The following is a 20,313-nucleotide window of genomic DNA, read 5'->3' on the forward strand; positions in this document are numbered from 1 at the left end:
TCGTACTTGGGCGCAACTTTAATTATTGGGATTGGTATAACTATAGTCGATTAAATTTAAAAAGAATTAAGTGCTGCTGAGATAAGTTTTACGTAGCATCTACAGTGACGAAGTCGCACAGCAAGCAAGGAAAATATGTATTAGTAGCAGGCTATTCTGATCATCTTTTGTTTTATTTAGAGTTAACCATGCTAAGAGCATAACAAGTCAGATAAAGTACATACAAAATAAAAACCTCCAAATCAGCTGCTGACTTGGAGGTTTATTTTTATATCAACTGTTCATGCTTATTTGAAAACTACATATAGTTTTCGATACTTGGGCAAGAACACATGAGATTCTTATCACCATAAGCGTCATCGACACGTGCTACACTCGGCCAGAACTTATGGGCGCGGATATAAGGCAGTGGGAATGCTGCTGTGTCACGGCTGTATGGGTGCGTCCATTCGCTGTTGGTGACCATCGCAGCGGTATGCGGTGCGTTGACCAGTGGGTTGTCTTCTAACGTCCAACCCTCTTCGCCAGCTTTAGCTTTCATTGCTTCGGCTTTGATAGATTTTAGGGCACTGATGAAACGATCTAATTCTTCTTTAGATTCAGACTCAGTTGGTTCAATCATCAAGGTACCCGCAACTGGGAAGCTCATCGTTGGTGAGTGGAAACCGTAATCCATCAAGCGCTTAGCAATATCGCTTTCACTGATGCCCGTCTCTTCTTTCAACGGACGAATATCGATGATACATTCGTGCGCGACGCGACCGTTTTTGCCCGTATAAAGGACAGGGTAGTGGTCTTTTAATTGAGCAGCGACATAGTTAGCATTTAATAGCGCAAGCTCAGTGGCTTTTAGCAGACCATCACGACCCATCATGGCAATGTACATCCATGAAATAGGTAGGATGCTTGCTGAACCATAAGGGGCTGCCGATACGGCCGAGCAGTCTTTTTGCGCATTATGCACAGGGCTCAATGTATGATTGGCCATAAAGGGTGCTAAATGCGATTTCATGCCGATAGGGCCCATGCCTGGACCACCGCCGCCATGTGGGATGCAGAAGGTTTTATGCAAGTTCATGTGCAATACATCAGCGCCAACGTCGGCAGGCTGCATCATGCCAACCTGTGCATTCATATTGGCACCATCCATATAAACTTGACCGCCATGTTTATGGATAAGGTCACAGATTTTACGGATGCCTTCTTCAAACACGCCATGCGTTGATGGATAAGTAATCATCAATGCACCTAGATTGGCACTGTTTTCTTCACACTTAGCAGTTAGATCATCGATGTCAACGTTACCATTGTCATCAGTTTTAACCACGATTACTTTCATACCCATCATCATAGCTGTCGCAGGGTTGGTACCGTGCGCTGACTGAGGGATTAAACAAACATCACGGTCAGTTTCACCCAATGATTCGTGATAACGGCGAATCGCTAGCAGACCAGCATATTCACCTGAAGCGCCAGAGTTTGGCTGCATAGACACATCATCAAAACCAGTAATGGCTTTCAGCTGGTCTTGCAAGCTATCAATCATGGCAACGTAGCCTGTGACTTGGTCACGTGGTGCAAAAGGATGCACATTAGCAAATTCAGGCCAAGTAATCGGTAGCATCTCACTGGTGGCATTCAGTTTCATGGTACAGCTACCCAATGAAATCATGCTGCGATTCATTGCCAAATCTTTGTCTTCAAGCGATTTTAAATAACGCAGCATTTCGTGTTCAGTATGATGCGAGTTAAATACTGGATGCGATAAAATAGCATCGGTACGCAAATGCGCACTATCAAGAGAAACGCGAGCGTCTTCTGGTAGGTCATGTGCTTTACTAACAAACAGTTGAGTTAGGACGCTAAAATCTTGTTGATCGCTGGTTTCACTAAACGCGACGCTTAATTTGGTTTCACCAAGACGCCATAAGTTATAGCCTACATTGTCGGCGTTTTCGAAAATTTGAGTGGCCAGTTTTTTTGAGCCACAATCAACGACGACGCTGTCAAAGAACTGATCATGTACCACGGTTAAATTACTGTCGTTAGCATTTTTGATGACATCAGCAAAGGCAGTGGCAAATGCATGGATACGAGTAGCGATACGCTTCACGCCACCTGGACCATGATAAACGGCATACATACCGGCTAGGTTGGCGAGCAATACTTGTGAGGTACAGATGTTTGAGTTGGCTTTTTCGCGGCGGATATGCTGCTCACGAGTTTGCAATGCCATACGTAGGGCAGTATTGCCTTGTGAATCTTTAGAGACGCCGATAATACGACCAGGAGCTGAGCGCTTAGCTTTGTCAGAGAAGGCAAAGTAAGCAGCATGTGGACCACCAAAGCCCATTGGGATACCAAAACGCTGCGTGCTACCTAAAGCGACGTCTGCGCCCATATCTGCTGGTGATTTTAATAATACCAAGCTCATGATGTCACTGACGACACTCACATAAGTTTTATTTTTCTTCACAGCAGTGATGACGTCGGTTAAGTCTTTTACGTCGCCTTCAACACCGACGTACTGGAATAGCGCACCGAAATAATCGCCTGATTTAGCCAGTTCGAAATCACCAACCACCACTTCCCAACCAAAGTACTTGGCACGGGTATTAATAACATCTAAGGTTTGTGGGTAGATACGGTCATCAACAAAAAACTGCGTTGATTTGCTTTTGCTGACACGCTTTGACATTGCCATGGCTTCTGCGGCTGCGGTTGCTTCATCAAGCAATGACGCGCCAGCGAGCTCAAGACCAGTCAAATCAATACATACTTGTTGGAAGTTAAGCAAGGCTTCTAGACGACCTTGGGCAATCTCTGCCTGATAAGGGGTATAAGCGGTGTACCAACCTGGATTTTCAAGGACATTGCGCTGAATCACTGCTGGCATGCGCACAGGCGAGTAACCTTGACCGATATAGCTCTTATTAACCGTGATGTCATCTGCCATGGTACGTAGTTTAGCAAGTGCGGCGTGCTCACTCATCGCCACAGGCAAATCTAGCTCTTTATGCAGGCGCACGGGTTCAGGCACGGTATCGTTGATGAAGCTCGCCATGTCTTGATAACCAACGGCACTGAGCAGGTCAGCTTGCTTGGTCTCATTAGAGCCTAGATGACGATAGACAAATTCAGCTTCGTTGAATAAACCTTTAAAGGTATCAAACGTTGGGTTTTGCGAGATAGTCATGACAATCCTTGGTTAAGGGAGTAATAAAGGGATGGCTAAAATAAATAGTAATAATAACTAATGACGGTTTAAGATTTTATACGTAATGAACAAATTGCTTTTGGTCAAAGCGGAACTGGCTGTTGTAAACGCCATTATCAGCGCGCTCACCAGCACCAATCATCATAATGATATGTTGATCATCACTTAAATTTAATAAGCGCTTCATGGCAGGCTCATCAAAGCCGCCCATCGGACAGCTATCAAAGCCATGCGCGCGTAGTGCAAGCATTAGGTTTTCAGCCGCAAGGGCGGTATTGTTGGTTGCCCAGTTTTTGGTGTCTTCAAAAGTATAGTAAGGTGATTTAATCGGACCTTTTACACGTCTGACCACTTGAGTCGCACCCCATTTAGCCGCTGATACCACATTGGCAGGTCCTCGTAAGAAGTCCATGGCAACGACTTTGGTATAATAGTCTTTGACCTTTTTGGGTACTGGCTTATCAGGGTATTCGCGCAATATTTGCTTGGCATGGTCATGCCACACATCGGTGCGAGCAACGACTGCGATTAAACGAGCGGCGGTTTTCGCTGCATTTTGATTCATGCAGTTTTTCACTGCATGTTTGCGCTTGTCCGCATCATCAATCACATAAAATTCCCATGGCTGTAGATTGCTAGAGTTTGGCGCAAGCATGGCCAAACGCAAACAGTCTGCTAACACATCATCAGGTATCTTTGTGTCGGTAAAGCGGCGGACTGAACGACGTGATTCAACCACTTCGCGAAACGCTTGCAGCTGCGGTGTATTATCAGGCGTGGCAAATTTTTCTTGAGAACTTGCTTGAGCGTTTGCTTGATTATCAGTGTCAGGGGTCATATGAGAATCCATGCTTGAGATTAAGTGATCAACTTGGGGCAGTATTGAGTACGTCTCTTTAATAGCGCCTGACAAGTAATTGATATGAATAAATCAGATAGCGATTGGACGCAATAAATTGAGCGATAAGCATTCTAAGAAAAAGCGTACAGATATCAGCTGACGCCAATATCTGTTATAACAAGCTATGTTTTTTAAGGTTATAAGTAGCGGCATGTAAATAAAACACCGCTTTTAAGCGAGAGAGTGAAGATTAGATTACAGCTCGTTTTCGTACTCATCAGCGGTTAGCAGTGCTTCGTAATCAGCGATGTTGTCAGGCTTCATTCTAAAGAACCAACCTTCGCCATATGGGTCAGAGTTGATGATTTCTGGATCGTCTTCTAGGGCTTCGTTGATCGCAACGACTTCACCTGAGATAGGGGCATAAACGTCAGAAGCAGCTTTTACTGATTCAACTACAGAGATTTCGTCATCAACAGCGATGATGTCGCCCACGTCTGGCAATTCAACGAATACCACGTCACCCAATAGGTCTTGAGCATGGTCAGTGATACCAACAGTGATAGTACCGTCGTCTTCTAAGCGTAACCACTCGTGGCTGGCGATGTATTTTAGTTCTGCTGGGATATTGCTCATGGTCTCTCTCCTAAATGATAGAGGATGGTTAACAAAAATAGTGGACGTTAATAATAGGGTTTATAATGCCTACGAGTCAAACTGCTGTTTGCCATTACGGACAAACGGTAGCTTAAGAACACGCACATCAACGAACTTGCCTTTGCCGCGCAGATCGACCTGAACGCTATCATCATCTGATACGCTGGCAGGCACACGGGCAATCGCAATTGAGTTTTTTAGGCTAGGGGAGAAGGTACCACTGGTGATAATGCCAGTTTGCTCATTTTCCGTGCCTTGATTGATGGTGACTGTCATGCCTTCACGCAATACGCCGCGTGTCGTTAGCAACAAGCCAACTTGCTTCATGGCAGAGCTATCGTCTTTTGACTGTTGACGCTTGCTGACCAAAGCGTCACGACCGACAAAATCACGATCGTCTTTAAGCGCGAGTGTCCAGCCCATGTTGCACTCGTAAGGACTAACGTTGTCGTCCATGTCATGACCATAAAGGTTCATGCCAGCTTCCATACGCAAGGTATCACGCGCGCCAAGACCGGCAGGTTTGATGCCATTGGCTTTTAATTGCTCAAAAAACGCTGGTGCATCATCACCATGCATAATGACTTCGACGCCATCTTCACCGGTATAGCCAGTCCGAGCGACGAACCAATCTTTGCCTTCGATGTCTGTTAAATCAGCACCAACGAAAGGCTTAAGACCAGCTAAAGTATCTGCCCAGCTAGGTTTGGTTTGCGCGAGTTTTTCAACAGCGTTCGGTCCTTGCACGGCAATCATCGCAAGCTCTGGACGCTCAGTGATGCTAATGTCAAAACCTTCGGCGACTTTATCAAATTGTGCCATGTCTTTATCACGAGTAGCAGCGTTTGAGACGATACGATATTCAGTAGCGTTTTCGTTCATCAAGTAAACGATTAAGTCATCGATGACGCCACCTTGCTCGTTGAGCATGCCAGAATATAGCGCTTTACCGACGGTTTTGAGTTTATCGACATCATTGGCCAGTAGCTTTTGTAGCCATGCTTTGGTATCGCTACCTGTGACATCCGCGACGACCATATGCGAGACATCAAACATACCAGCATCAGTACGTACCGCTTCGTGCTCTTCGATTTGCGAACCATAATGGATTGGTAATTCCCAACCAGAAAAATCCACCAGCTTGCCGTCACTATCAACGTGAGACTGATAAAGAGGTGTGCGTTTAGGGGCTGAAGTGTTGGCGCTTTGAGCAGTGTTATCTTGAGTAGTGGTCATAACAAATCCTTATGTGGACATCAGCTGCATTCGATAACCAGTCGTAAAAACAAGTATCAAAGTATGAGGGCTGATGTGCCTTATCATAGTAGCGAGAAGCAATATTGCAAGGTGCAAACATTGCAACCAAGGGTAGCACAGAAAAATAGCGCAATCCGCCAAACAGACGCTGAACGTCGGTTTAAGCAAAAGCCCTATCTGTCCTGTAACCTGAGATTTTCAACACGAACCATCATCGCACGTTTTTAAAAGCACCAGCCTTAAAAAACCAAATTAAATGATGTCGCATTTTCTCCCCTTCGGTGGGTAAGGCATCGTCCGTCCTTACCGCTCTCCAGATTTGTTATGCCTTATGTTTGGGTGTGCTACGCAATTGACGGTAGACAGTGAAACAGTCGTGACATGTGTTTTTCAGTCCTTTTACCTGAGCGATTGGCAGGGTGGATGCGCCTTCGGTGGTCAAGTAGCAACTATCAGCGCCAGCTCATTAATATGAACGCACCTGATATCGTGCTCAAGACTCTCTCCTGAAAAACGCTTTTATTATGAAAGGTTCACCGCGCTTTTACAAGTCATCTAGGCGATTAAAGTGAATAATTTTGGCAAAAATGATTTTTTGTGAGAATAATCAATACCGTATCGATAAGTAAAGCGTTTTACGTTTGGTAGGTAGTAGTCAATTTAGCATGAATGCCCATCGTAAAACGTAAAGCGACTACTGATATTCACCCAAAATATGCTAATCTATGGCGATAGTTTCTGATAGGTCATTATTATGCATTGTGATATTTATAAATTCCCCAAACATAACGATATGTATGTCTATATTGCCCGTCCTGATTATCCTGACGATACCGACGAGATTAAAGATTGGCTTGGCGTATTACCAAAAGATTTTCGTGCCAGTTTAGGGCGCAGTAAATTTGTGATGCACTTGGACTTAGCCAATACGCCGACGCTTGCGCGCGTTGACAAAGAAGAGGTACTGGCAAAATTACAGTCGCAAGGGTATTTTGTACAAATGCCACCGCAAGATGTGATGCGCCGCCAAGCGGAATTACGTGCGCGTGAAGCACAAGACAATATTTATGATTAATGGGTATTTTTGAAGCGAGTTTTTAATCAGCTTCTTTTGGCTATGTTGCATGACAGCCAGCAAGAAAAAGTTTACGACACATTTGCGCTCATGCATTTTGGTAGAAAGTCGTGATAAACTAGCAGGCTATATGAGTGACAAGACAAAAAATACGTGGCGAGGCAAAAGGTCGTGTTTCAAGTGCTTATGTCTTAAGGGCTTTTGACGATAATATATTCGATATTATGGTTCGTTGAAACAGCACACTGTCTATCGTTAAGCGCGTAAACGCGCTGCACAATTTATAAACGCAGGTAACTACACACGCATGGACTGGTTAAAAGGTATTATAAACAGCTTACCGCTGGAAGCCATTAGTGATATTCTCGGCGAAATTGCTATTTGGTGGGGACAGCTGGTAAAAGACGTGCCACCCGCAGACTTACCGATGTACGCGTATCTGGGTGGTGTCGTTATTGTGTTGGTATTGTGGTTGCTGGTCGCTCGTATGCTGCCGCGGCCGTTGGGCGGTGTGAGTTGGATGATATTGTTTGCTGTGTTATTGGCACCAGGCACTGCCCTTGGCGATCCAAGTGTGATTGCCCCCGCTAGTATCGCCGTGGTTTATGCGATTATGATGAAAGACACGGCTGGCGCGATTACCAATATGCTGCCGATACTCGTGGTGTTAGTGGTCGGCTTGTTTGTGGGCTTCGTCTGGCAGCTTATTCGCGGTGCTTTTGAGTCAAGTCTAGACAAAGCGCGTAGCCGTACTGCAGAAGATACACAAGCCACCATGCAGCTGACGACTGGCAATTATTTGACAGAAGGCGCGACTTTAACCGATCAAGCCACTGTTGCTGAACAGTCTAATAAAGTGCCTTTAGCGGCTAACCCTAAAGCAGACGTTAGCTTAAAAAAAGACAGCAGTTTAGCTAAAAAGCCTAATATGGAAAAGCTTGATAAGTAGTAAAGTAACATTAATAAAGTGCCATCAGTAAAATGATATTAACATTTTGCTAGCGATGATTGGATCTGTGCTTTGGGTTTATGATAGCTACATAAAAGACGCTATCAATAAAAATACTGTGAATGAAAAGCACCATAAAAAAAGACACCATGCGTGTCTTTTTTTATGAAAAAACGTTTTATGACTGTGCCGATCAACCGTCAAAAGGCCTTCAAGGTATCTATTGTTTTTCAACAACTTCGAACGCATGAGTATTTTGGCAATCAATCATGCTGTGCTAATCTAAATGATTATTTATTTGCCATCAATTGCCTTTAATTCTTTTCTGGCTCTTGATAGCCCTAATCTATAACAATAACTGAGACTTTATTATGAGCACGACTGATAAAACGAAAAAAAGCTTTACTGGTACGCAAAATTATATTGCCACTGACGATTTGCAGTTGGCGGTCAACGCCGCGATGACGTTACAAAAACCATTATTGATTAAAGGCGAGCCAGGCACCGGTAAGACATTATTGGCGGAGGAGGTCGCTGAAAGCTTAGGGATGCCGCTGATTACGTGGCACATCAAGTCAACCACCAAAGCGGAGCAAGGGTTGTATGAGTACGATGCCGTATCGCGCTTGCGTGACTCGCAACTGGGTGATGATAAGGTGTATGAGATTGGTAATTATATCAAGCCAGGTAAATTATGGGAGGCATTTACCAGTAACGAGCGCAGTGTGTTGCTGATTGATGAAATTGATAAAGCCGATATCGAGTTCCCAAATGACTTGCTGCATGAGCTTGATAAAATGTCTTTTTATGTCTATGAGACGGGAGAAACCATCACTGCTGCGCAGCGTCCTGTGGTTATTATCACCTCAAACAATGAAAAAGAGCTGCCTGATGCTTTCTTGCGTCGTTGCTTTTTCCATTATATTGATTTTCCAGAAGAAGAGACCATGCGTCAAATCATTGACGTGCATTTCCCTAATATCCAAGAAAAACTGGTCAATGATGCGCTGGATATTTTTTATAAGCTGCGTAATGTCCAAGGGCTTAAAAAGCCGCCATCAACCTCAGAATTGGTCGATTGGTTAACGTTACTACTGGCTGATGATATGGCGCAAGCAGAGCTAGAAGAAAACTTACGTGGTGAGAAGTCTATTCCACCGTTATATGGCGCGCTGCTCAAAAATGAAGCCGATGTGAGCTTGTTGCAACGCTTTGCTAATATAATGCGCCGTTAAACAACAGGCTATTTTCAAAATGACGACATGCCCTAATAAAGCGGCTTCACTCGTCACCATATCAGCCAATAAGTGATGCGACTCTTATGTTTATCAAATTGTTTTATACCTTACGTACTTATGGTGTGCCAGTCAGTACGCGTGAGCTGCTTGACCTAAATGCCGCGTTAGATCAAGGGCTGATGATGCAGCCGCATCCTGAAAATCCAGAGCTGTCTACCTTTGCCAGTCGTGAGGATATGTACCGGTTGATTCGGCTTTGTATGGTCAAAGACGAGCGCCATTTTGATAAATTCGATCGAGCAATGGCAGATTATTTCGAAGGTGTCGACAGCCTGGATATGGATGAGCTATTGGCTAAATTAACGGACATTCCTAAAGAGTGGCTTGACTTAAAATTAGATCCAAAAAACTTAACCGAAGAGCAGCGCCGACTGCTCAAAAAATACGGCTCGTTAGAGGAGCTAATGAAAGCGCTTGAAGAGCGTCTTAAAGAGCAAAAAGAGCGGCATCAAGGCGGTAGTAAGTGGGTTGGTACAGGCGGTACATCGCCATTTGGTGCCTATGGTGACCATCCAGAAGGCGTGCGCGTTGGCGGTGAATCGCGTAAACGTAGCGCGGCTAAAGTCTGGGAGAAGCGTAAATACCGCAACCTTGATGATGACAGTCAGCTTGGTACCCGTCAAATTCAAATGGCACTACGAAACTTGCGCCAGTTTGCCCGTACCGGTAGCGCCGATGAACTAGACATTCATGAGACTATTAAACGCACGGCAAAAAAAGGCGTGCTCGATATCCATATGCAAGCTGAGCGCCGTAATCGCGTCAAAGTATTGATGCTGTTCGATGTGGGCGGCAGTATGGATGTCCATGTTGAAGCCTTAGAAAAGCTATTTTCAGCGGCTAGAAATGAATTTAAAACCTTAGAGTTTTTTTACTTTCATAACTGTTTGTATGACTATGTTTGGAAGGACAATAATCGTCGCCATAGTGCACCGATGCCTACCTTTGAGCTGCTCAATAAATACGGTCGTGAATATCGCGTTATCTTCGTCGGTGATGCGTCAATGTCGCCATATGAGCTGATGACAGTTGGTGGCAGCGTTGAATATATGAACAATGAGGCGGGTATTGTTTGGCTTAAGCGGGTGCTCGCGCATTTTGATAAAGTCGCTTGGCTCAATCCTGAAAATCCAGCGTACTGGCAATATACCCAAACCATCGTTGAGATTAAAAAGCTGTTCGAAAATAAGATGTATCCGATGACTTTACATGGGGTAGAAGAAATGACCAACTATCTAGCGCGTTAATTTTGAAGTTTGGATAAAGGTACGCCCTAATTTATAAAACCTGTTAATCCCCGTATTTTTTGATAAAAGCAGCCGTTATGACAGCATAGCAGCTGCTTTTTTGTCGAAAATAATCAGTTTTGCAGTCATACAGCATTGGTATAAGCAGCAAAATATGATAACATTCATTTTAAATGAATCTTATAGAAGCGTTTTGACTGGTTCGGCGAAAAATTTGGTGACAAGAATTTGATAATCGTCTGTAAAAATCAGTCGTCGTTGCTTATTTAAGTACTTCATTTTTCATATGTGAATCAACCAATCAATGTAATGAACTTATGCCATTTTCAACCATTTTAGTAGCAAAAAAGCGCGTGCAAGTACTACATTCAGTAGACTAAACGAGTTTGACAGCGCTCCTCATACTTTTTGGAATTGGTACTAATAAGAGAGACAGTATGGCTTCACCAAAGACTTTAGAAATCGTCACCGCAACTGTTCCCATCCTTGAAGAGCATGGAACGGCAATCACCACGGTGTTTTATAGAAATATGTTTGAAGAGCATCCCGAGCTGTTGGACATATTTAACGAAACCAATCAAAAATTGGGTCGTCAACAGACGGCTCTGGCAACGACCGTGTTAGCCGCTGCTAAGCACTTGGATAAATTGGCGACGTTATTACCACAAGTCACGCAAATCAGCCACAAGCATCGCGCGTTACAAATTTTGCCTGAGCATTATCCTATCGTTGGTAAGCATTTAATCGGTGCAATTAAGGAAGTGCTGGGCGAGGCGGCCAATGACGATATCATCGATGCTTGGACTGAAGCTTATGATGAGATTGCCTCAGTATTTATCCAGATTGAACATGGCATGTATGAGGAAGCGATGTGGCAGGGTTTTGCGCCTTTTGTAGTGACTAAAAAGGTAGCAGCTGCTACGGATATTGCGGCTTTTACAGTTGTACCAGCCAATGATAATGCAGAAAGTCATCAACAGATCGATCTGAGCAAATTGACTTTAACCGCAGGTCAGTACATCACAGTGAAAACAGATCCAAAAGACAGTGACCATGTTGCGCTACGTCATTACTCTTTGTACTCTGCTAGTACCGATGCAGGCATTCAGTTTGCGGTCAGACGCGATAACCGCAATGAGCATCATGGTTTGGTCTCTAACTATATGCACGACCAATTAGAAGTGGGTGACACGGTTTTATTATCAGCACCAGCAGGTGACTTTGCGCTCAATCAAGACTTGGTACAGCAAAATGAGATTCCGCTAGTATTGATGAGTGCGGGTGTTGGTGTAACCCCTGTGCTATCTATGTTGGAGGCACAAGTATTAGCCAATCCAAAACGACCTATTATCTGGGTTTATGCTTGCCAAAATGATGCGCATCACGCTTTCAATACTGAAGTGGAGACGCTGTTAGAAAAGGCTGAGACTGTAGAGAAGCATATTTTCTATTTTGAGTCTGGACAACTATTAGATGAGGCGTGGCTTGCTCAATTACCTAAGCCTGCTGATATTTATGTCTGTGGCTCGATGCCATTTATGGAAAGCATGATCGATGGGCTAGTGACGCTAGATCACGGTGTTGATAGCGTTCATTATGAACCGTTTGGTCCTAAGATGAGTTTGGGTGGTTAATCTTTAGCTATTGTTAGCCATTAACTGTTGATATTAACTGTTGATATTAATAAAAAGCACTTGGATGACAAAGTCGTCTCAAGTGCTTTTTATTCAGTGCAATTTATCTTATTTTTATCACTATTTTAAAAATGGATACATCGCCTAATCTTTATTTTCAACCAATCCAACCATCACACCCATCTCTTTTTTATCATGATTATCAATGCTGGGCGCATATAATGCCGACGCAATCCCGCCATCTAAAAACAGAGCATTCGGACAGTTTAAGTCATTCTTAAATAACGATGCAAATTGATAAAATGTCACCGGCTCATCGCTATTGACAAATTTTATGTGGCCGTCATCGCAAGCACCTGCGCCATTACGAATTTTGAGTGAAGTACTATCAGGATTAAATTGCGGATGTATCTCGTTATTGATAACCAACATAGGACCTGATTGGGTGGCGTACCAAGGCTTCGCTTCGCCGCTGTTAAGCTGCTCGGTTAAGGCGTTGCTTTCTGTGATATGTACTTTTCCAACTTTATCCCACCACAGCACACCATTGGGCAATAAATGGAAATTGCCACCGCCTTCTTTGAGATTTAGCGATTTGATCTCTTCACCGTCAATGATGGTATAGCCAATCGGTGCATAGTTCTCATTGTACATGCCGGCATTCATGGCAAAGTTAAGCGTTTGATTCGCTGGTAAAGTCTTCAATAACGTATCAAAAGTAAGTAATGATTGCGTACTATCGGGCTGCTGCCAAAACAATTTCAATGAGTAGCGTTCATTCGTCAAAGCTTGAGCACTAATACTACAAACACTATAGGAAAATGGGGCATCTTGAGTCTGACACGACCAGTTTTTGGTGTCGCTGTTAGAGACATCAGTACTTGCTGGCTGGCAAGCACTGATACTTAGTAAGAGTAGGGCGACTGCTGCTAAAGATAAGGGAAGAGCGAAATTTGACATCAATCAGGTGTCTTTTTGATAGAGAGTAAAGTACAAATAGTCATAGATAGTGGAGTACCAATCACTATTGCTTAATCGTTACTAGGCGGAAATTCGCGAAAAGTATTGTTGACGTTACCGATTAACTGCCCACCGCCTGTGATACTTGCAAAGTTGCCAAGGCTCTGTTCCACCGATGTGGTGGTTTCCCTACCTTTATCTCGTGAGTCTTTATTATAAGCAATGAGGGCGTCATCATTGGCTAAAAAGCTATCTGGGTTCGCCATGACCCACATCTGATTAAACACATCTGCGCGGGCGCTATTATTGAGTAGCGCTCCCTTATCTGTAAAATAAAAGAACTTCGATAATAGTTTTATCTGCCCATCATCGAGGCGGCGCGCGATATGATACGGTTGTAATTGGCTTGGGTGTTGCAAGCCGACCGCACCAACGATACTGGCTAGGGATTTCAGAGTGTTTTTATGGAAGCTTGCGACACGCTCAGCTTTGCTTGGTACATCCAGCGCCTTTTGACGATACGGGTCTTGGGTGGCAACGCCCGTCGGGCAAGTGTTGGTGTGGCACGAGCGTGACTGAATACAGCCAACAGCAAACATAAAGCCGCGCGCTGAATTACACCAGTCTGCACCCAAGGCAATCATATGGGCAATATCGAAACCAGAGACGATTTTACCGCTCACGCCAAGTTTGATTTTATCGCGAATGCCTGCGCCGACCAAAGTATTGTGTATTAATAAAAATCCTTCAACCATCGGCATGCCGACGTTGTCCATGAATTCGACAGGAGCCGCGCCAGTACCGCCTTCTGCGCCATCGATGACGATGAAATCAGGGTAGTTATCGGTTTCAATCATGGCTTTCACAATGGCCATAAACTGCCAAGGTTGACCAACACAAAGTTTGAAGCCAACAGGTTTGCCGCCTGACAACTCGCGCAGTTGTTGCCAAAAAGCCACCAATTCTCGCGGGGTACTAAAGGCTGTATGCGATGAGGGCGACACACAGTCTTGACCTGTCGGTACTTGACGGGTATCAGCGATTTCTTGGGTGATTTTCTCCGCGGGTAGCACGCCACCTTTACCAGGTTTTGCGCCTTGAGATAATTTGATTTCAATCATTTTTACTTGTGGATCAACCGCTTTTTCGGCAAAAGACTGCGGGTCAAAATTGCCACTATCATCACGGCAACCAAAATACCCTGTACCTAGCTCCCAAATCAAATCACCACCGAACTTGCGATGATAAGGGCTGATAGCCCCTTCACCCGTATCATGAGTAAAGCCGCCCATTTTTGCGCCTTGATTGAGCGCCATAATCGCGTTAGCCGATAAGCTGCCAAAGCTCATCGCCGAGATATTAAATACCGACATATCATGGGGCTGCTGACAACGCTCACCGCCAACCATAATACGAAAATCTTTGTTTTCTAGAGGTTGGCTAATCGCTGATTGTAAAAACCATTCTTTACCATTGGTGTATAAATTATCTAGCGTACCAAAGGCATTGGTATCACTGACGTTCTTAGCACGTTGGTAAATTAGCGCCCGCTGCTGGCGTGAAAACGGTACTTGCTCTTTGTCATTTTCTAGTAAATATTGACGAATTTCAGGACGAAAGTCTTCAAGTACATAACGAATATGTCCGGCAACGGGATAGTTTTTCAAAATAGCATGCTTTGATTGTATGACGTCATAAATCCCCAAGCATACCCCAAACCCACCGAGAATAATTAACCACCAATTTAGCAGTAGTAGACCTGCTAAAAATATTAAGATGGCAGCGCCAAAGGTGCTATAACGCAGCAATAAGCCGACCAAATACGGAGAGTTGGTTTTAGGTTCAGGATTTAGATTGGTACGAGATTGGGGCATGGCTACACTCAACAGTAATACATAAATATTAAAAAGGTGACAATGATTTAAAGAGAGAGTAGGGTAAAAACCACCTTCTTATGACCATTATTGTTAGACACTGACAAAGCGCTCAGATTTATCGCCTACATCATACACATATGATATCACTGCATAGCAGTAATTGGGTAACAGAGTGCTACTGTTGATGTTGCTAGTGGCGTGATTTTAACAGACAACTTGTACCAAATTTTTCTGCTCATCGATCACTTTAAGCTGAATCTCAACGGGCAAAAATTGCTGAATGAGCCATGCTTGGGTTTCAGTGTGCTTACTAACGACACGCGCGGTAAACTCGCCACCGCCTGCTAAAGCCAACGGTAAGAGTAATTGATCGGTTAAGTATTCATCGACCAGTGAGTCGGTGTTAAATACATAACGTTTGACTAAGCCTGATAAACGACAACCTATCTTTTCCGCCGAGCTGCGTTTCTCTCCTAGTAAAGTGAACACCTCGGAGTGATATTCTTTATAATTTTGGGTGTCAGAAACCTCATGAGTGACTTGTGCATAGCAGCTATTGCCTTCACCAATGCCTTGTAATTTAAAGCTTTTAGTCGTAATTAGTGTCTTATCAATACCTGCTTCAACCAATGATGCTTTTGCGCTGGCAAGCTCACGTTTGCAAATGTCGTACTCTAGATTGAGCACGCTCGCGACCAGCTCTATACCGTTAAGCTTACCGCGTTTAGTCAGGTTAAATTGTGAAGCGCTTGCATGGCGCATAAATGGCGTTATCGCCACTTTAATCATGCCGCCACCAATAGGCGCAAACCCTGCTTGTACAAACTCGATATCCACGTGCATACCTAATTTCGCTACTGCAGGGACGAACGCTTGCTGCAAAAAGTCCGTGGTTGGCGCGAGCGGATTGTGCGTGCCGCCTTTTATTGTTACGGTTGATACCGTTTGCGTGTTGGTATTGGCAAACAATAATGCTGGCAATAGTGTTTGTAGCACCAAACTGGTACTGCCAGCTGAGCCGATATCAAACGTATAATCGCCCGATTTCACTATGCTTGGCGTAAATGTGAACGCCATACTGCCCAAAACTGCACCTGTCACGGTGGCATTTGATATTTGCTGCGAGGCTTGTACACACATCAAATGCTGGCGCATCAATCCGGGTTTGGCGCGTCCAGCGCGGATATTGGTGATCTCGATTGGTGTGCCTGTGAGCATGGATAACGATAGGGCAGTACGGATAATTTGTCCACCGCCTTCGCCTGTACTGCCGTCGATTTTTAGAGTTTTGGGCTTTGTTTTAGTCATGATAAATGTCTTTATAGTTTGGACGACTATTGATTTGTGATGTTTTTAAAATAGACTCATTGAAATGCTTCCGATACATTTTGGGTCGCATTAAAAATAAAATTGAAACCGACTGTCAGTGTCTGGTAGTAAGGTCTAAATGGTGCGTTGTGCTGAGTGACGTGTACGGGGCATAAGTTGTAAAAAAGCGTTTGCCCGCAACGCGTAGCAGCCACTACAGTATGTTTTCAACCCCCTGCTGTGGATACGCGGGGTCTGACACTCGCCCAGTCGATTCCAAAAGAGGAGTCCGACAGCTTATTTTAAGCTGGCAAGAAATTTTAAAAATGTGGTTTAAAAATAACTATTCAACAAGATTAAATTGCCAGTTATTGGCTTGAATAACAATATTAATCTTGCGAAGTTTCATCGCGATATCATCGGCTTGCTTTTGCAAACCTGCAACCGATACCATGACATGCCACTTAATCTCTCGCGGGCTATAACGATCAACCTCGGTGTCGGTGGCTTCAATCGCCTCCATCAAAAGCTTATGACGCATCTCTAACGTATCACGTTCGATTAATAACGTCATCATCGATTGACCCTCATTGGTCTGAGCGACGGCATTAGTGCGGTGAATACGCTCAATCAACACGCTCAACTCGGTAATGATTTGGCTGGCATCGATCATCAAGGCGTTTGGGTCTTCGTTTGGCGTGTCACCTTCTTGGACTTTGACATTGCTGCGAATGCGTCCTTTGATTTGCGCCAGCTTTTTTTGCATATCACTACGGATAAGTAGGGCTTCTGCGAGTTTCATTTTGGTTCTCTCTTATTTTAGTTGTAATAGACGCATTCGACAAAATTAGAGTTGTTATTGTTATTAATCAGTTTTTTCAATAATAACCGTAGAAAGATATACTATCGTAAACAAGACTAATAGCGCCTGAAAAAAGTTGATTTCATCAGCTTCGACGATGCCATGAGCAATCTTGTTTCTTAGGTTGAAGCCGCGTCTATCATCGTAAAGTACTTTAAACATAAGCCTTACAGGTTCGGTAAAAACATCAGCTATTACTTGACTAGACATAAAGGCGTTCATTGGACGGAAGTCGAATCCACCTATACTGTTTGGAGAAATATCAGCTTCACCTAGACTTCGCAGTAGTAATCGTAACTTTTTCTCGATGAGAGGAACAGAGCGAGAAACAAATCCATGATAATCTTCTTCAAGGAAGTTTCTAATAGCATTACGAATATGCTTATCATCATTTGTATTGAATACTTCAATCTTTAGTAAATCTTCTTCGAAACTGTTCTTTTCTCTGATGCTATGAAATAGTGGTAAATTTATTTGAACGAAGAAGCTTATATTTTGCTTTAAATCTTGAAATAACCTGCTTTCATCATCGTTTACTATGCCTCTAATCAATCCACTTTCATCTATTAGAAGCTGACTCGCTAGCATCGTAAAATGAAAAGTATTGCTATTACTATTTTTAAGTATGCTTTCGGCACTACTAAAAAAAACACCTGACATGTGAGATAAACAGTCTATTGCACCGTATTTTTCATACACTTGTATTTGTTGATTAAGAGAATCTTGATAAGATTTAGATAGCTTTTGTTCAAAAGTCTCAATATTACTAGCCATATCGTTATGAGTCTCTGTTGAGGCTCCAATTATCTTCAAAAGTATGATATTTTTAATTTTCTCTTTATTGTTATGAAAACCTGATATCTTTAGGCAGTATTGAAGCTTACTATACTTAATGAGTGGATTTGCGTCAGTGCGTTCTAGATGATCCAGAGTATTGCTTATAAGGTAATTTGTTACTTCATATTTTAAATCATCAAAACCATTATTAACGCTATGGTCAATAATTTTTCCAAGACAGACGAACAAATAGCTATCACTCAAAAATATATCTGACTTTTCATTATCAGTTAAATTTTCAACATCTTGTTTTAAGGACTCAAAAAAATGACTAAGTATTGCCTTTCTTTCGCCAGTTGAAAAAAATGACAACAGTTGCTCATTACAGAAATTTGTAAAAGGTTCAGGATTTTTATCAAAATTAATAATAAAAGCATATGCTTTTGCTAAATTTTCATCGAATTTCTTTCCACAAACTCTCTTAGATAAAATCAAATACGTATTCAGTAAGGAAGCAATAGAGTTTGTTCTATCATTTGGTCTATAATCATTCGAGAGTTCGTTAAATTCTTCGAACCATACATTTAGCATATCGCTTGGCCTGTCTTTAAATTCCTTTAGCTTAATCTTCAGGTTAATGTAAGCAATGTTGTACAACAAATTTAAGTATCTATTATCTATATTTAATTTAGTGTGAATATATGATTTCAACTCAATTAAATTAGTTTCTCTAAGCGTTAATTCCCCTTGCGTTAAGTCTGATAGTAGGAATACACTTTTTTCAAAATCTATATATTTCTGTTGAATTTCATCGTTTGGATTGTCCCATAAGTATGCTTTTAAACTAAAAATATCATGAAAAGAATTTACTTTACTCGCTTCTCGCATATATATATCTGGCAATTTCATAAACATCTCCTAAAAAATAACTAAATTATTGTTAATATCACCCTTTAATACAAACCACTTGCCGCAAAGTATGTACGATCTCTACCAAATCACTCTGCGCTTGCATCACGTCATCGATGTTCTTATACGCCGCTGGAATCTCATCAATTACATCCGCGTCCTTTCGGCATTCTACGCCCTCAGTCTGCGCAATTTGATCGGCGACCGTAAATACCTTTTTCGCCTCAGTACGTGACATGATACGACCTGCACCATGCGAGCAAGAGCAAAACGATTCTTCGTTGCCTTTACCGCGTACGATAAATGACTTGGCACCCATTGACCCCGGAATGATTCCGTATTCACCAACGCGGGCACGTACCGCACCTTTGCGGGTGACAAAGATATCTTCGCCGTAGTGCTCTTCTTTTGCCACATAGTTATGGTGGCAGTTGACCGCTTTTACCGCAGCATCAAACGGTTTCGGTACGATGGTGCGTAGCGCTTTGATGGCTTTTTCCATCATGATTTCGCGGTTTTTAAAGGCAAAGCGCTGCGCCCAGCCAACGGCAAACCAATAGTCATCAAAATGCTCTGTACCCTCGGCAAAGTAGGCCAAATCTTTATCTGGCAAATTGATAAACCACTTGCGCATGTCCTCGCGTGCCAGCTCAATAAAGTAGCGACCGATGGCATTACCCACACCGCGTGAGCCTGAGTGCAGCATGATCCAAACTTGGTTGGTTTCATCAAGGCACACCTCGACGAAATGGTTACCCGTACCCAACGTACCCAAATGATTAAGGTTATTGGTATTTTTTAGGCGAGGGTGCTTTTGGGTTATATAGCTAAAGTCATCAACCAGCGTCCCCCAACCGTTCATTACGGTGTCGTCAGGGTTTGCCCACGCGCCGACATCACGGCGTGATCCGCGACCACGCGTTTTACTACGACCATGCGGAATGGCTTTTTCTAGTTCGGTACGCAGACCAAGCAAACTGTCTGGCAAGTCGTTTGCGGTTAAGGTGGTTTGTACTGCCATCATTCCGCAGCCGATATCGACGCCAACGGCTGCCGGAATAATCGCTTCTTTGGTCGGCAATACCGTACCGATAGTCGCGCCAATCCCAACGTGTACATCAGGCATCACCGCAAGCCATTTATATACAAACGGCATTTTTGAGGCTTTGATCAATTGATCGTGCGCTTTTGGATCCACAGGGACACCCTTGGTCCAAAGTTTGATAGGCGTTCCACCGTCTTGAATGATGTTATGAGTGGTTGGTTGCATGTTGTATTCCTTAGCGTTGCAAAGTTTGTTTATTATTGAAGATAATTCTTACTTTATATAATGCTAAGGGCGTGCCAAGTTTTTAGAGTATCTAAAATTTATTTATAAGTATTTGATATTATTGATTTAAACTATTTAGATTCCCCAATTAAAAAATAGGGTCGTAAAAATTTAT

The 20,313-nt window shown here is 43.2% G+C and carries 15 protein-coding genes and 2 riboswitches; of the genes, 5 read left to right on the forward strand and 10 right to left on the reverse strand.

Annotated features, from left to right (window positions below):
- Positions 1 to 298: 298 nt before the first annotated feature.
- The 4 genes from gcvP to gcvT all read right to left on the reverse strand — a co-directional run bounded on the left by gcvP (position 299) and on the right by gcvT (position 5,951).
- Complete coding sequence (gene gcvP, locus INT03_RS03565) at positions 299 to 3,196, reverse strand: aminomethyl-transferring glycine dehydrogenase (RefSeq protein WP_193007661.1); 2,898 nt, start codon at positions 3,194 to 3,196, stop codon at positions 299 to 301.
- 76 nt (positions 3,197 to 3,272) lie between these two features.
- Positions 3,273 to 4,055 carry a nitroreductase family protein gene (locus tag INT03_RS03570; protein ID WP_193007663.1) on the reverse strand — a complete coding sequence of 261 codons (783 nt, stop codon included), beginning with the start codon at positions 4,053 to 4,055 and terminating at the stop codon, positions 3,273 to 3,275.
- 258 nt (positions 4,056 to 4,313) lie between these two features.
- Positions 4,314 to 4,694 carry a glycine cleavage system protein GcvH gene (gcvH, locus tag INT03_RS03575; RefSeq protein WP_011280078.1) on the reverse strand — a complete coding sequence of 127 codons (381 nt, stop codon included), beginning with the start codon at positions 4,692 to 4,694 and terminating at the stop codon, positions 4,314 to 4,316.
- Between the two features lie 69 nt (positions 4,695 to 4,763).
- Complete coding sequence (gene gcvT, locus INT03_RS03580; RefSeq protein ID WP_193007665.1) at positions 4,764 to 5,951, reverse strand: glycine cleavage system aminomethyltransferase GcvT; 1,188 nt, start codon at positions 5,949 to 5,951, stop codon at positions 4,764 to 4,766.
- 188 nt (positions 5,952 to 6,139) lie between these two features.
- Positions 6,140 to 6,299: riboswitch (glycine riboswitch) on the reverse strand.
- Positions 6,300 to 6,353: 54 nt separating this feature from the next.
- A riboswitch (glycine riboswitch) is annotated at positions 6,354 to 6,491 on the reverse strand.
- A gap of 235 nt (positions 6,492 to 6,726) precedes the next feature.
- On the opposite strand from gcvT, the gene INT03_RS03585 reads away from it, so the two are divergent.
- The 5 genes from INT03_RS03585 to INT03_RS03605 all read left to right on the forward strand — a co-directional run bounded on the left by INT03_RS03585 (position 6,727) and on the right by INT03_RS03605 (position 12,175).
- Positions 6,727 to 7,047, forward strand: a complete 321-nt coding sequence (locus tag INT03_RS03585; RefSeq protein ID WP_087813732.1) for a YcgL domain-containing protein — start codon at positions 6,727 to 6,729, stop codon at positions 7,045 to 7,047.
- Between the two features lie 307 nt (positions 7,048 to 7,354).
- Complete coding sequence (locus tag INT03_RS03590; protein ID WP_193007667.1) at positions 7,355 to 7,996, forward strand: hypothetical protein; 642 nt, start codon at positions 7,355 to 7,357, stop codon at positions 7,994 to 7,996.
- A gap of 371 nt (positions 7,997 to 8,367) precedes the next feature.
- Positions 8,368 to 9,231 carry an AAA family ATPase gene (locus INT03_RS03595; protein WP_045445446.1) on the forward strand — a complete coding sequence of 288 codons (864 nt, stop codon included), beginning with the start codon at positions 8,368 to 8,370 and terminating at the stop codon, positions 9,229 to 9,231.
- An 86-nt stretch (positions 9,232 to 9,317) separates the two neighbouring features.
- Positions 9,318 to 10,541, forward strand: coding sequence for a vWA domain-containing protein (locus INT03_RS03600; RefSeq protein ID WP_193007669.1), 1,224 nt, complete (start codon positions 9,318 to 9,320; stop codon positions 10,539 to 10,541).
- Between the two features lie 437 nt (positions 10,542 to 10,978).
- Positions 10,979 to 12,175 (forward strand): globin domain-containing protein, encoded by a 1,197-nt coding sequence (locus INT03_RS03605; RefSeq protein WP_193007671.1) that lies wholly within the window; start codon positions 10,979 to 10,981, stop codon positions 12,173 to 12,175.
- 144 nt (positions 12,176 to 12,319) lie between these two features.
- Here the strand turns inward: INT03_RS03605 and INT03_RS03610 are convergent, their stop codons facing one another.
- From INT03_RS03610 to INT03_RS03635, 6 genes are all read right to left on the reverse strand, one after another.
- Entirely contained in the window at positions 12,320 to 13,135 is an 816-nt protein-coding gene (locus INT03_RS03610; protein WP_193007673.1) for a phosphodiester glycosidase family protein, read from the reverse strand.
- Between the two features lie 71 nt (positions 13,136 to 13,206).
- Positions 13,207 to 15,009 (reverse strand): FMN-binding glutamate synthase family protein, encoded by a 1,803-nt coding sequence (locus INT03_RS03615; protein ID WP_193007675.1) that lies wholly within the window; start codon positions 15,007 to 15,009, stop codon positions 13,207 to 13,209.
- Positions 15,010 to 15,216: 207 nt separating this feature from the next.
- Positions 15,217 to 16,320 carry an RNA 3'-terminal phosphate cyclase gene (gene rtcA, locus INT03_RS03620; RefSeq protein WP_193007677.1) on the reverse strand — a complete coding sequence of 368 codons (1,104 nt, stop codon included), beginning with the start codon at positions 16,318 to 16,320 and terminating at the stop codon, positions 15,217 to 15,219.
- 343 nt (positions 16,321 to 16,663) lie between these two features.
- The gene (locus INT03_RS03625; RefSeq protein ID WP_193007679.1) at positions 16,664 to 17,122 is read right to left on the reverse strand and encodes a DIP1984 family protein; all 459 of its coding nucleotides are present in this window, start codon (positions 17,120 to 17,122) and stop codon (positions 16,664 to 16,666) included.
- Positions 17,123 to 17,185: 63 nt separating this feature from the next.
- On the reverse strand, positions 17,186 to 18,868 hold the full coding sequence (locus INT03_RS03630) for a DUF4209 domain-containing protein (RefSeq protein ID WP_193007680.1): 1,683 nt from the start codon (positions 18,866 to 18,868) through the stop codon (positions 17,186 to 17,188).
- 37 nt (positions 18,869 to 18,905) lie between these two features.
- Entirely contained in the window at positions 18,906 to 20,138 is a 1,233-nt protein-coding gene (locus INT03_RS03635) for an RtcB family protein (RefSeq protein WP_193007681.1), read from the reverse strand.
- Positions 20,139 to 20,313: the final 175 nt, after the last annotated feature.

Source organism: Psychrobacter sp. PG1 (assembly GCF_014897815.1).
Lineage (GTDB): Bacteria > Pseudomonadota > Gammaproteobacteria > Pseudomonadales > Moraxellaceae > Psychrobacter.